The organism is Shinella sp. NM-101 (assembly GCF_021401195.1).
GTDB lineage: Bacteria > Pseudomonadota > Alphaproteobacteria > Rhizobiales > Rhizobiaceae > Shinella.
Genome location: NZ_JACBFT010000003.1, coordinates 36,826 through 49,123 on the forward strand (window position 1 = coordinate 36,826; position 12,298 = coordinate 49,123).

The 12,298-nt window shown below is 64.6% G+C and carries 12 protein-coding genes; 8 read left to right on the top strand and 4 right to left on the bottom strand.

The features are described 5' to 3' along the window. The first annotated feature begins 30 nt into the window (after nucleotides 1-30). From accB to L0976_RS07290, 8 genes are read left to right on the top strand one after another with little or no spacing between them, the layout of a single operon-like run. A complete protein-coding gene (gene accB / locus L0976_RS07255; RefSeq protein ID WP_234186728.1) occupies nucleotides 31-519 on the top strand; it encodes an acetyl-CoA carboxylase biotin carboxyl carrier protein in 489 nt (162 codons plus the stop codon). Continuing rightward, nucleotides 516-1,874: an acetyl/propionyl/methylcrotonyl-CoA carboxylase subunit alpha gene (locus L0976_RS07260; protein WP_234186729.1), complete on the top strand. Its 1,359-nt coding sequence runs from the start codon at nucleotides 516-518 to the stop codon at nucleotides 1,872-1,874. Before accB ends, L0976_RS07260 begins: the two co-directional genes overlap by 4 nt. Next, the gene (locus L0976_RS07265; protein WP_234186730.1) at nucleotides 1,871-3,337 is read left to right on the top strand and encodes a hypothetical protein; all 1,467 of its coding nucleotides are present in this window, start codon (nucleotides 1,871-1,873) and stop codon (nucleotides 3,335-3,337) included. The genes L0976_RS07260 and L0976_RS07265 overlap by 4 nt, the downstream gene beginning before the upstream one ends. Then, nucleotides 3,334-4,188 (top strand): HAD-IIA family hydrolase, encoded by an 855-nt coding sequence (locus L0976_RS07270; RefSeq protein ID WP_234186731.1) that lies wholly within the window; start codon nucleotides 3,334-3,336, stop codon nucleotides 4,186-4,188. The genes L0976_RS07265 and L0976_RS07270 overlap by 4 nt, the downstream gene beginning before the upstream one ends. A gap of 22 nt (nucleotides 4,189-4,210) precedes the next feature. Continuing rightward, the gene (locus L0976_RS07275) at nucleotides 4,211-6,022 is read left to right on the top strand and encodes a PEP-utilizing enzyme (RefSeq protein WP_234186732.1); all 1,812 of its coding nucleotides are present in this window, start codon (nucleotides 4,211-4,213) and stop codon (nucleotides 6,020-6,022) included. Nucleotides 6,023-6,031: 9 nt separating this feature from the next. After that, entirely contained in the window at nucleotides 6,032-7,081 is a 1,050-nt protein-coding gene (locus L0976_RS07280; RefSeq protein WP_234186733.1) for a PEP/pyruvate-binding domain-containing protein, read from the top strand. A gap of 11 nt (nucleotides 7,082-7,092) precedes the next feature. Further along, nucleotides 7,093-7,989 carry a 3-keto-5-aminohexanoate cleavage protein gene (locus tag L0976_RS07285; RefSeq protein ID WP_234186734.1) on the top strand — a complete coding sequence of 299 codons (897 nt, stop codon included), beginning with the start codon at nucleotides 7,093-7,095 and terminating at the stop codon, nucleotides 7,987-7,989. 2 nt (nucleotides 7,990-7,991) lie between these two features. Continuing rightward, nucleotides 7,992-8,396, top strand: coding sequence for an acyl-CoA thioesterase (locus L0976_RS07290; RefSeq protein WP_234186735.1), 405 nt, complete (start codon nucleotides 7,992-7,994; stop codon nucleotides 8,394-8,396). Between the two features lie 62 nt (nucleotides 8,397-8,458). On the opposite strand, the gene L0976_RS28695 is transcribed toward L0976_RS07290, so the two are convergent. The 4 genes from L0976_RS28695 to L0976_RS07310 all read right to left on the bottom strand — a co-directional run bounded on the left by L0976_RS28695 (nucleotide 8,459) and on the right by L0976_RS07310 (nucleotide 12,297). After that, nucleotides 8,459-8,842, bottom strand: a complete 384-nt coding sequence (locus L0976_RS28695; RefSeq protein WP_304951644.1) for a hypothetical protein — start codon at nucleotides 8,840-8,842, stop codon at nucleotides 8,459-8,461. A 68-nt stretch (nucleotides 8,843-8,910) separates the two neighbouring features. Then, a complete protein-coding gene (locus L0976_RS07300; protein ID WP_234186736.1) occupies nucleotides 8,911-9,687 on the bottom strand; it encodes a 2-keto-4-pentenoate hydratase in 777 nt (258 codons plus the stop codon). Beyond that, nucleotides 9,684-11,339: a bifunctional 3-(3-hydroxy-phenyl)propionate/3-hydroxycinnamic acid hydroxylase gene (locus tag L0976_RS07305; RefSeq protein WP_255695814.1), complete on the bottom strand. Its 1,656-nt coding sequence runs from the start codon at nucleotides 11,337-11,339 to the stop codon at nucleotides 9,684-9,686. The genes L0976_RS07300 and L0976_RS07305 overlap by 4 nt, the downstream gene beginning before the upstream one ends. After that, nucleotides 11,320-12,297, bottom strand: coding sequence for a VOC family protein (locus L0976_RS07310; RefSeq protein ID WP_234186737.1), 978 nt, complete (start codon nucleotides 12,295-12,297; stop codon nucleotides 11,320-11,322). The genes L0976_RS07305 and L0976_RS07310 overlap by 20 nt, the downstream gene beginning before the upstream one ends. Between the last annotated feature and the right edge of the window lies 1 nt (nucleotide 12,298).

Sequence of the window (12,298 nt, forward strand, 5' to 3'; positions counted from 1 at the left end):
CCCTGGCCGCTGCACAGACGGGTGTTAGACGTGGCAATTGATCTAGAAGAGCTTGCGGCGGTGATCCGCCTTTTGAAGGACGCCGATTTTTCGGAGTTCAATTATTCCCGAGGCGATACCGTGCTGCAGGTACGGCGTGGCGAGCCGGCAGGTACGCCGCCCTTCGCCGCGCTTGCCGCGAGCGCCGCCGCCCCAGCCGTACCGTCCGCTGCGCCGGCACCGGCGGCACGCGGGTCGTCGAAACCCGCCGTCGCGCCGCCGGATGATGCGGACAAAGGCTCCCGGGTGCGTGCTCCGTTGCTGGGCACCTTCTATTCGGCGCCCAAGCCCGGTGAGCCTTCGTTCGTCAAGCCCGGCGACCGCGTCGAGGCCGACACCGTCGTCTGTATTATCGAGGTCATGAAGCTGATGAACTCCGTCACTGCCGGCGTGGCGGGGATCGTCGCGGCGGTCCATGTTCGCGACGGCGCACTGGTGGAGTTCGATCAACCCCTCTTCACGATCGCGGAGGCGTCATGACCGCGTCCCGCCGTATCTATATCGCCAATCGGGGCGAGATCGCGCTGCGCATCGTCGAGGCCTGCGAGCGGCTGGGATACGAATCCGTGCTGGGGGTCTCCTCCGCCGACAGGGAGACGCTGGCCGCCAAGCGTGCGACACGAACTGTCGTGCTCGGCGAGCCTCGATCGACCGAAAGCTACCTGAATCAGAACGCGGTGATCCACGCCGCCCTGTCGAGCGGGTGCGACGCCGTGCATCCGGGCTATGGCTTTCTTTCGGAGAAGGCCACCTTCGCCCGCGCCTGTGCCGAGGAGGGATTGATCTTCATCGGCGCCACGCCCGAGCAACTGGAGACGCTGGGCGACAAGCTGTCGGCCCGCGCCTTCGCCGAGAGCGTAGGCGTGCCTGTATCCCCGGGGGGGGCGACCGAAACGCTCGATGAGGCACTGGCGCTGGCCGCAGGCATCGGCTTTCCGATCCTCGTCAAGGCCGCCAACGGTGGTGGCGGGCGTGGCATGAAGCTCGTCACCGCCATGGACGAGCTTGCCTCCGCCTGGCAGGTCGCCTCGTCCGAAGCAGCGGCCGCATTCGGTGACGGTACAGTCTTTCTCGAACGCTTCGTCCGCGCGGCAAAGCATATAGAGGTGCAGATCCTCGGCGACGCGCATGGTCATTGCGTTCATCTCGGGGAGCGGGAATGCACGCTGCAATTCCGCTACCAGAAGATATTGGAAGAGGCCCCCTCGACGGCGCTCCATCCGGACGACCGTAAGCGCCTGCATGACTATGCTCTGCAGATTGGACGCGGGTTGAGCTATCAGGGCCTCGGCACGGTGGAGTTTCTCTACGACGTCGAAACACGCGACATCTGCTTTCTGGAGGTCAATCCGCGTGTTCAGGTCGAGCATCCGGTGACTGAGGCGGTGACCGGCGTCGATCTTGTGCGCGAGCAGATTCTGGTGGCTTTCGGCGGTGAACTACCCTTCACGCAGGCGGATATTCGGCTGCAGGGCCACGCGATCGAGCTGCGCCTCACCGCGCAGGACCCGCAACAGGGTCTGCGCCCGACACCCGGACGGTTGACGAGATGGAGGCCCGCGCCGATTGGGGGCGTGCGTGTCGATAGCCACCTCTACGAAGGTTATCTTTTCCCGCCCTATTACGATGCGCTCATGGCCAAGCTTGTCGCCACGGGCGCCGACCGGGCCGGCGCGCTGGCGCTAGCTGCTCGTGCGATCGGCCGGCTTGAGGTCGAAGGCCCCATCACCAACCGCACCCTTCTTGCCCGCCTGCTGGAACACCCCGACGTGGTAGCCAACAGGATCACGACGCGCTGGCTTGAGGAAGAATTCGCCGAAGGAAGGTTGCCATGACCGACGTGAAACTGATCGACGTATCGCTGCGTGATGGCAACCAGAGCGTCTGGGGCGCGACCGGCGTGACCGACCGCACCATCCGCGAGGTTATGCCCTTGCTCGATGTCTGTGGCTATGAGGCGATCGAGCTTTTGACCAGCACGATCATCGCCGTCGCCGTCCGCTACCACAAGCAGGACCCCTTTGCGCGCCTCGACATGGCACGGCGGCTGGCGCCGAGCGCGAAGCTTGGATTCCTGACGACCGGGCGGCGGTTCATCAGCTTCGGCCAGACACCAAAGGCGGTCCTACAGCTTGCCTATGACCTGCTGCGGCGCCACGGCGTGACGCGCATGTGGGTGGTCGACCCGATGTCCGACATGGCCTCGACCCGGGAAAACGCCCACATGGCCAAGCGGGCCGGGTTCGACGAGGTGGTCGCGGGCATCTGCTTCACCCTCAGCCCGGTCCACACCGACGCCTTCTATGCGCAAAAGATCGCCGAGTTGGACGACTGCGCCGATATCGACTCGATCTATCTGAAGGACCCCTCTGGGCTGCTCACGCCGGAGCGGCTGCGATGCCTTGTCCCGAAACTGCGCGCGAATCTCAGGCGCCTGAAGATCGATGAGATCCACACGCACTGCAACACCGGCCTTGCGCCGCTCACCCTACTGTCGGCCGCCGATCTCGGCATGACCAGGTTGCATTGCGCCCTGCCGCCGGTGGCGAACGGCAGCTCCCACAGCAACGCCCTGCAACTGGTCCGAAATCTTCAGGCGCGGGGCCATTCCGTGTCGGTCGATCTGGCCGCGATGCAGGCGGCCTCGGACCGGCTGCGTCGTGAGGCGCGCTTGCATAATCTGCCGGAAGCCGCCCCCGTCGAATATGACGAGGATTTCTATCGCCATACGCTTGCCGGCGGCGTGCTGACCACGACGCGCCGGCAGCTTGCCGAGATGGGCCGCCCCGAGCTTGCCGCCAGGATCACCGAGGAGGCCGTCAGGGTCCGAGAGGACCTCGGCTGGCCGATCGTGGTGACGCCGTTCGCCCAATATATCGTGGCGCAGGCGGCGATGAACCTTGTGACGAGTGAGCGCTACTCCCGCCTGTCGGACGAGGTGATCGACCTCCTTCTCGGTGAATTCGGTCCGATGCCCGGCGTCGTGAACCAGGACATTCTCGACCGTGCGATGGAGAGCCCCCGTGCCCGCCAGCGGCAGGGCGTCGTTCGCGAGGAGCCGACGCTGGAGGAAATCCGCGCCCGCTTCGGCGTCGGCCTGTCCGACGAAGACCTGCTTTTGCGAGCCGTTATGCCGGCTGAACAGGTCGACACGATGGTCGCGCGTCGTGGGCGTGCCGACGGCGGCCTGTCGGCGCTGCTTGATGAACTCTCGGGGCAGGACAAATCGTGGTCGGTCAGCCTGCGGACGGGAAACGGCGCCCTGTCGCTGGCGGGTACGACGGGAGATGCGGCATGAACTGGCACAATGAGCCGGAAATGACGCGCCGGGTGGCCGAGGCCGCCGGCTGGGTTCTGGACGTTGACGGGTGCATCGTGCGTACCGCGAAGGCCGGCGGCGCGGGCGGCGTGCCGATCGAAGGCGCCGCAGAGCTTCTGGACTGGTTGCACGCGACCGGAAAGCAGATCGTCGTCTGCACCAATGCCTCGCAGCGTCCGGTGTCGCATTATGCGACGCATCTACGCGACATCGGGTTGAAGGTTGCGGATGCGGACATGATCACGGCCGCCACCGCCGCAGCCGGCCACATTCGCGCGGTGCATGGTGAAGGCCCGGTCGTGGTGCTGGGCGAGGACGGCCTGTTCGAGGCGCTGGCCGATGCCGGCGTACGGATCGCCGCGCTCGGCGAAACCCCGGCGGCCGTCGTAGTCGGCGCGGCCGACACTTATGCCAGCCGCGACATCAATGCCGCCTGCCTCGCCATCGCCGATCACGGCGCTGCATTCTACCTGACGGTGGATACGCCGTGGTTCCATGGCGGGGCGGGTCGATCTGTCTCCAGCTCCACGGCCGTCGGCCGGGCGGTGCAGGGTATCACCGGCGTCGAGCCGATCGTCTGCGGCAAGCCCTCGACCGCCCTGGCGGGGGTCCTGCGCGCCCGGCTAGGCGAGCCGGAGCGCGACATCGTGATCATGGGCGACATGGCCTCGATCGAGGTGCGGATGGCCCGCGAGATGGGCGCGCTCGGCGTACTCGTCCTGTCGGGAGGGACGGCGGCGGAGGACCTGCCGGACCTGCCCGAAACTGACCGGCCCCATCTAGTGGCCGAGAATGCGGCGGCGCTGCTGCGCGCGCTGACCACAAAGTGAATTTCCTACGGAGGAGTAAGGCATGACCAAACAACGCTTTGATTTCTTTCATGAGGCAGCGCCGCCGAAGGGGGCGGAGGGATGGGAGCGAATGTATCCCTACTACCTCACGCCCCAGGCTGAGGGGCGCGACGCCGAGGACAGCCGCTTCTGGTTCGCGGACTCGATGCACTGGTCGCGGGCCGTGCACCCTTTCGACAGCATCGGCGCGGAGGCCGTCTATCTCGGCGTCGGCGTCAACAGCACGCGCTCCATCGCACTGCCCACGTCTCTCGGGCTGGACGTGCGGGTGGTGAGCGGGCTGGTTTATATCTGCCCGCTGCCCGTCACCGATCCCACCGAGATCGGCAGGCGCGCCGCCCTCTTCGGCGATCGCGCGGGCTTCTACTTCCAGAACTGGCATGATCTCTACGCCCGGTGGAAGGAAAAGATGCTGGCCTCCATTGCGGTGATGAAGGGCCTTGATTTCCATCCCTTCCCGGAATTCGAGCCTGAGGAGGTCGTTAAGAAGGGATGGGGCAAGTCGGCAAGCTGGCAGGTAATCGAGAACTATCGCCGCCTCGTCGATGAATTCTTCCTGGTATGGCAGTATCATTTCGAGATGCTCGGCCTCGGCTACGGCGCCTACATGGTCTTCTTCCAGTTCTGCAAGGAAGCTTTTCCCGAGATCGAGGACCAAACCGTTGCCCGCATGGTGGCCGGTATCAACGGCATCATGTTCCGCCCCGATGAAGAGCTCCGCCGCCTTGCCAAGATCGGTGTCGCAGCGGGTCTGGGGGTTGTGCTGACGAAAGAGGCGACGCCGGAGGCAATCTTCGCCGAACTAGCAACGTCGGAGGCTGGCCGGGCATGGCATGCTGATTTCGAGGCGACCCGCGAGCCCTGGTTCAACTATTTTTCCGAATACGGCTTCCTACACGACCAGAAGACCTGGAACGACGATCTGTCGATCCCGCTCCAGGGGATCGCCCGCTATGCCGGGCGGTTGATGGCCGGCGAGAACGTCGACCGTCCGTTCGAACAGCTCGCTGCCGAGCAGGAGGAACTAGCGAGCGAATATCGCGCGCTGCTCAATCCGGCGGAGGCACAGCGTTTCGACGACGCGCTCAACCTGTCGCGCGCCGTGTTTCCCTATATCGAGGAGCACAATATCTATGTCGAGCACTGGACCCATGCGGTCTTCTGGAAAAAGGTGCGTGAGTTGTCGCGGATGATGGTCGCGATCGGCTTCTTCAAGGACGAGGAAGACCTATACTACCTCAACCGCTTCGAGCTCGACCAAGCCTTGGCCGATGCGTTCCAGAGCTGGGCCATCGGCGTTCCGCCGCGCGGGGCCGCGATGTGGCAGGGCGAGATCGCCAAGCGCCGCGACATCGTGGCAGCCCTTCGCTCGGTCTCGATTACGCCCGCCTACGGCATTCCGCCGAAGGAGGTGAACGATCCGTTCGCGGTGATGAATTACGGGGTGACGACCGAACGGGTTGCCGAATGGCTGGGTGCGACTGTTGCGGACGGCTCAACGTTCAAGGGCATTCCCGCATCGCCCGGCGTCGCCGAGGGACCCGTCCGCATCATTCGTCATGAGGACGAGATCGCGCAGCTGCTGCCCGGCGAAATCCTCGTCGCCCCCATCACCGCGCCGTCTTGGGCCTCGGCCTTCTCGGTCGTGTCGGGCGTCGTCACCGATATCGGCGGTATGATGAGCCATGCGGCCATCGTCTGCCGCGAATACGGAATGCCCGCCGTTGTTTCGACCGGATATGCGTCCGCTCGGCTCAAGACTGGCCAACGTGTCCGCATCGACGGCCGCACCGGCGTCGTGGAAGTGTTGTGAGGTCCGACCATGTTCACTATCCCATTTGACGAAGCGGCCAGCCTGGAAACCAGGCTGGTGGGCGGCAAGGCGCTCGGCCTTGCCCAGATGACCCAGTCGGGCCTGCCCGTTGCGCCGGGCTTCACGGTTTCGACCGCGGCCTATCACCAGCATCTGGAGGATAGAGGCATTCGCGATAGAATCCTCGATCTCCTCGCGAGTGCCGACCGGGAGAGCGTCGAGGGCCTGGAAGCGGCCGCAGCGCAAATCCGCGCCTGGTTTGACGACGGAGAGTTCCCTGCGTCGATCCGCACGGATATCGCCCGCGCTTATGACGAGCTCTGCGCCCGGGCTAGCACCGCCGATATCTCCGTCGCCGTGCGATCGAGTGCGACGGCCGAGGACGCCGCGGGAGCGAGCTTCGCCGGCGAATACGACACATTCGTCGGTATGCGGGGCATCGATGAGGTTGCTCTCTACGTCCGGCGCTGCTGGGCGAGCGCCTATACCGCCCGTTCTATGGCCTATGCTTGGAAGAACGGCATTCAGCCGACTGAGGTGGAGATGGCGGTCGTCGTGCAAAAGACCGTCAACGCGCGGTCGGCCGGCGTGATGTTCACGCTCAGCCCGCTTTCGGGCGATCGATCACGGATCGTGATCGAAGCGGCTTATGGCCTTGGTCTATCGGTCGTGGGCGGCGAGGTGACGCCTGATCGCTATGTTGTCGGTAAGGTCGGGCTCGGGCTCGTAGAACAGGTTCTGGGCGAGAAGGCGATCGAATACATTGATGGCACCACGACGGCCGAGGTTTCGGCTGAACGGCGCGCCGCCTTCTGTCTATCCGAGGAGGAGGCCGTCGCCCTTGCTCGCCTGGGCAAATCGCTGGAGCGCCAGCATGGTCATCCGGTCGATGTTGAATTCGCCATCGACCGCGACCTACCGGCGGGCGCTAACCTGATCCTGCTGCAATGCCGTCCCGAAACCTATTGGTCGGGCCGGCATTCCGCAGTATCGGCCGCGCCGATCGTCGATGCCGCACAGGCGGTTCTCGCTAATACGCTGCGCCACGTCCGCAAGTGAGGAAGAAAAAAGTGAGCAAGTCCAACAAGGTCATCGTCACGGTCGCTCCGACGGGTGGCATGGCGAAGAAATCGCAGAACCCGAATCTGCCAACGCAGCCGGCTGAAATTGCTGCTTGCGTCAAGCGTTGCGCCGATGAGGGAGCCAGCATTGTTGCCGTGCATGCACGCCGGCCGGATGATCAGGCGACGTGCGACGCCGCGATCTACCGCGACATCAACGCCCGCATCCGCGCCGTTTCGGATATCGTCATTAATAACTCAACCGGCGGCGGAATCGATGGCGACATGACGCGCGAAATCGAACCCGGTCTGCATGAGATCATATTCGCAGAGCGGATGAAGGGCCTTGATGCGCGAGCCGAGACGGCGACATTCGATGCCCACACTGTCCTAGCATCATTCGGCGGGCGCGAGATTCTAGTCAACACGTCTCCGCAGCGCTGCGACCGCATGGCGGCGCGCTTCGTCGAGACTGGTATCAAGCCAGAGTGGGAGTGCTTCTGCTTGCCTCACCTGCTGCAGGATCCGCTTCGTTTGATCAATGGCGGTTTTGACAAGCCGCCCTATTGGATTAACTTCGTTCTGGGTGGTGAGCGTGGTTTCCAGAATGCTTCGCCTTACACACCAGAAATCCTTGATCATCTGGTTGCACACCTGCCGAAGGGCGCGCTCTTTTGCGTGTCGGGTATCGGTCGGGCACAGTTTCCCGCTACGACCCATGCGGTTCTGGCGGGAGGGCATGTGCGGGTCGGCCTAGAGGACAACCTCTACATAGGCCCCGGTGAGCTTGCGACGAACGAGCAGCTCGTAGCGAAAATGGTCCGCATCATCCGTGAACTTGGGTACGAGCCTGCTACGCCGGCTGAGGCGCGCGAGATGCTGGATCTACCTCAACTGGGAGTATGATCGTGGCTCTGGTGGAACATGTCGTGGACGTTTCTTTCGGTGATTGCGATCCTGCGGGAATCGTCTTCTATCCGAACTATTTCCGGTGGATGGACGCGACCTTCCACCGGTTCTTATCCGAGCGGGCGGGTGGCCATACTCGCCTTTGCGGGCAACTTGGCGCGAAGGGGATCGGGTTGATGGAGGCGACCCTCAGCTTCCGTTTACCTGTGACCGAAGGTGAGCGCATCATCTTCCGTGCGGCTGGTATCGATTGGGGCGGCCGTAGTATGACGGTGCGATACGAGGTGGATTTTGATGGGAAGCGCGTGCTCGAAGGTCGTGAAACGCGCGGCGTGTTTGTTCTGCGCGAAGGGCGAATGGTTGCTGTAGATGTGAGAGATCTGCAACTGGCCCTCGCGCTATGAATGCCCGAGACATGACCGAGAATCTGCCCATTTCTTTGATGCCGCCAAATGATCCGATCGCTTCATGCTATCGTCATTATGGGATCAGCGAAACCGGGAGCAGCTGAAGTGAGGTAGCCGTACTTGCACCTTTCAGTGCATACGGCCCTCTCAAGCTTGGCCCATGGCCATTGCAACATCATGATAGTTCGGCGTGACGGTGCTGCGGTTTTCGATCCGGAAGATGTATGGGTTTTCCTCCGGATTACGCCTTGGGGCAGCGCTTCTCGAATTTTTGGTGAGTGATCACGGGCATCGGCCGAGGTTCCATCGAAGACGATGCGGATGTCTTCATAGTCCGGCATCCGGGTCAGGCTGCCGATGCCCTCGGTGCTGGTGGCGACGCCCATCCGGGCCGCCCGCGCCAGCCCGTCGGAGACCGGATCAACGCCGATCATCGCGGCCATCTTCAGCACGCCCTGACGGTGCCGATATTGCCCGAGCCGATGATCGCGCAGGAAATCCGCTCCATCCCTTATTCCTTCTCCCCGAAGCGGAACGCCGCTTCGCCAAAGCCTGCGATCCGCGCCTCATACCGTGTGCCGGGCGTGGCCGTGATCATCGGGCCAAGCGCGCCCGACAAAACCACATCGCCCTCGCCCAGCGGCCGCCCGGCGCGGGCCATGCAGCGCGCCAGCCACAGCATCGCGTTCAGCGGCGAGCCGAGGCAGGCCGCGCCGCGCCCCTCCGACAGGGTGCCGTCGCTGCCCTCCATCCGCATGGCGCATCCGGTCAGGTCCAGATCGGTCAGGCGGCGCGGCGAGGGGCCGAGGGTGAAGAATGCCGAAGAGCCGTTGTCGGCGACCGTATCCACGAAGCGGATGTCCCAGTTCGCGATGCGGCTGCCGACGATCTCGATGGCGGGGAGGGCATATTCGATGGCGCGGACCACCTCTGCCCCGCTCGTCTGCGGATCGGGCAGGGTGCGGTTCAGAACGAAGGCAATCTCGGCCTCGGCCTTGAATTGCGCGCCCTCGCTCCAGGGCAAGGTGCCGTCGTGCATCACCTCCATATCGGCAAACAACATGCCGTAGTCTGGCTGGTTCACGCCCAGTTGGCGCTGCACCGCAGGGTTGGTCAGGCCGATCTTGCGCCCGACGAGACGCCCGCCCGCCCGCAGGCGATGCACGGTGTTGATGTCCTGCACGCGATAGGCGTCTTCGGCCGAAGCGATCCGGTCGCGTAGGGGGGCGATGGTCTGGCCCGCCGCTTCGGCCTCGCGCAGGCTGGCGGCGATTGCGTCAAGTGTCATGGTAGTGTTCCTGTCAGGGCCATGCGGGAGAAAAGATCCCGGGAGGCGTTGTCGATATCGGCGGCGGCTGCGGTCGTGGCGATGAAGCGGTCGGGGCGGATGACGACGACCGATCCCTGCCGTGCGCCGTGGCGGCGAAGCCAGCGGTACAGGCTGTCGCGCGGGTCTTCGAGTTCGGTCGTCGCCATAGTCTTGCCGGGCACCTCGCGGATCGACTGCGGCCGCCCGCCTGCGGGCCAGAGCGTCAGGCTGCGAAGGCCCAGTCCCTCCCACCGCTCCCTGATGTCGGGGGCAAGATAGGCCAGCGGGTCGCAACCCAGCCCCATCAGCGCGAACCCCGGCCCGAGGTGGTCGTCCAGTGGAGCAAGCCTGCCCCGGAAATCGCGCAGCTCCGGCTGCGGGATCAACCGCCCGGCCGCCCGCGCCAGACCGCGCCGGGGCAGTCCGGCCCAGCGTGCCGCACGGATCACCGGCTTGGGCTTGAAGCCCGCACGGCGCAACCAGCCCGACAGAACCGGCGTCACCAGCGCCAGCCGCACCGCCGCATTCCGGCAGATCGCAAGCCAGGGTTTCGATACCGATACGAAGCGCATCATCTGCACCGAGACGAAGATCATGGCCTGCACATGCGGCCGCCGCTCGGCCTGATAGCTGTCGAGCAGCCGGTCCGTCGCGCGGCCATTGCAGGCCAAGTCCAGCTTCCACGCCAGATTGGCCGCATCGCGCAGGCCCGCGCTCATCCCCTGTCCCATGAATTGCGGGGTCATATGGGCGGCATCGCCGGCCAGCAGGACCCGCCCCTTGCGCCACTGGGCTGCGTTTAGCGCATTGAATGTATAGACCAGCGAACGCAGGATCTCGGCCCGGCCGGGGTCGATGAAGCGCGACAGGAGTTCGCGGATCTTCTCGGGGTGCTCCATCTCGGCGGCGTCCTGATCGCGCCGGAGCAGGAATTCGAAACGGTGATGCCCGCCCGGTTGCGGGCAGCAGACGACGGGCTGCGCCGGATCGCAGACAAAGCCGAAATAGGGCAGGTGGCGCAGCGTCTCGTCGGCGTCCTGAACCTTCAGGTCGAGGACCAGCCAGCGTTCGGGATAGCTCGCCCCCGCCATCTCGATGCCAAGCGCCTTGCGGGTGGCCGACCGTCCGCCGTCGCAGGCGATCAGCCAGTCGGCGCGCAGCGACACCGCCTCCCCTCCGCCGGTCGGCTGGTGAGTGATCGTGACGCCGGCATCGTCCTGCGCGAACCCCGTGACCTCGCGCCCGCGCATCAGCGTCACGCCGGGCTGCGGGGCCAGCAGGGCCTCCATCTTCGTCTCCAGCCATGGCTGGTAGAGGAAGTTCATCACCGGCCAGTGGTTCGGCCGCTCGTTCTGGCGGTATTGCGCCAGCACCCGGCCATCGGGCAGCACCCATTGCGCGGCGCTGTCGTGGATCATGTCGGCCATCAGATCCCCGGCGATGCCCGCCATCTGGAAGATGCGCAGGCATTCGTCGTCGGTATAGACCGCGCGGGCGCGGCCATAGAACGCATGGTCCCGCTCCAGAACCGTGACCGTCAACCCTCGTCTTGCCAAAAGATGCGCCAGCATCAGCCCGGTGGGGCCAAGGCCGATGATGGCGATCTGCGGCTCAGAACGGGCGGTATTCATGGCGGAAGAACGAGGCAACGCCGGTGCGGAACTGCCGCAGGTCATCGGCCCACGTGTGATCCACCGGTTTGTGTCCCCAGACCGAAATGCCCTGATGGACGGCATTCGGATCCCAGCTTTCCTCATCGACGATCAGCGGATTCCAGCCGATCTCGAACTCGAAGCCCGAGGGGGTGTAGACGTAGAAGGAAATCTCGCGGTCGTTGGTGTGCTGTCCCACCGACATGGCGATCTTGTAGCCCATCTTGCGGCAGCGCTCATAGGCGCGGCTCAGGTCTTCAAGCTCCGAGACCTGGAAGGCCATATGCTGGATGCGCGAGGGGATCGGGTCCAGCTTCAGCCCCTTGGTCCGGGCCACGGCGATGGAATGGTGGCGTTCGTTCATCCGCAGGAAGGTGATGAGCAGATTGATCCCTGAAATCTTCTCTTCGATCCGGTCGGACAGGCGCGCATCGAAGATCTCCTGCCAGAAGGCCAGCATCTCGTCGGGCGCTTTTGAGGTAATGGCGACATGGCAAAGCCCCGCCTCGCCGGTGAGGAAGCCCGCGAACTTCATCTTCAGCGGCGCGGGGGTCGTCTCGGCCGTCTCGAAGAGTTCGATCTGCTGGCGCTTGGGGCCGGAGAAGGACCAGAACTGTGGCACGCCACGGATCGCGGCCTCGCCCCCGGCCTGTTCGGTGATGGCCACACCGCGCCCGCGCAGCCGCTGCAGGATCTCGTCCAGCGCGGCGCGGCTGGTGACCTCGAGGCCAAGGGCCGCGTAGTCCTCGGTTTCGCCCTTGCGGACGATCACCCGGCGCGCCCAGTCGTCGACGCGGAAGGTCACGAGCTCTGGTGAGTGCACATCCATGTGCAGCCCGATCGCCTCGGCGCCGAAACGTTTCCAGTTGTCCATGTCGCGGGTGGTGACAACGGCATAGCCAGTGCGCACATGGCCGAATACGGTCTCAGTCGTCATC

Excerpts from the sequence above, each read along its gene's own strand:
- L0976_RS07260 (WP_234186729.1), top strand. The coding sequence starts at position 516 with ATGACCGCGTCCCGCCGTATCTATATCGCCAATCGGGGCGAGATCGCG.
- L0976_RS07265 (WP_234186730.1), top strand. The coding sequence starts at position 1,871 with ATGACCGACGTGAAACTGATCGACGTATCGCTGCGTGATGGCAACCAG.
- L0976_RS07270 (WP_234186731.1), top strand. The coding sequence starts at position 3,334 with ATGAACTGGCACAATGAGCCGGAAATGACGCGCCGGGTGGCCGAGGCC.
- L0976_RS07275 (WP_234186732.1), top strand. The coding sequence starts at position 4,211 with ATGACCAAACAACGCTTTGATTTCTTTCATGAGGCAGCGCCGCCGAAG.
- L0976_RS07280 (WP_234186733.1), top strand. The coding sequence starts at position 6,032 with ATGTTCACTATCCCATTTGACGAAGCGGCCAGCCTGGAAACCAGGCTG.
- L0976_RS28695 (WP_304951644.1), bottom strand. The coding sequence starts at position 8,842 with ATGGCCGCGATGATCGGCGTTGATCCGGTCTCCGACGGGCTGGCGCGG.
- L0976_RS07300 (WP_234186736.1), bottom strand. The coding sequence starts at position 9,687 with ATGACACTTGACGCAATCGCCGCCAGCCTGCGCGAGGCCGAAGCGGCG.
- L0976_RS07305 (WP_255695814.1), bottom strand. The coding sequence starts at position 11,339 with ATGAATACCGCCCGTTCTGAGCCGCAGATCGCCATCATCGGCCTTGGC.
- L0976_RS07310 (WP_234186737.1), bottom strand. The coding sequence starts at position 12,297 with ATGACGACTGAGACCGTATTCGGCCATGTGCGCACTGGCTATGCCGTT.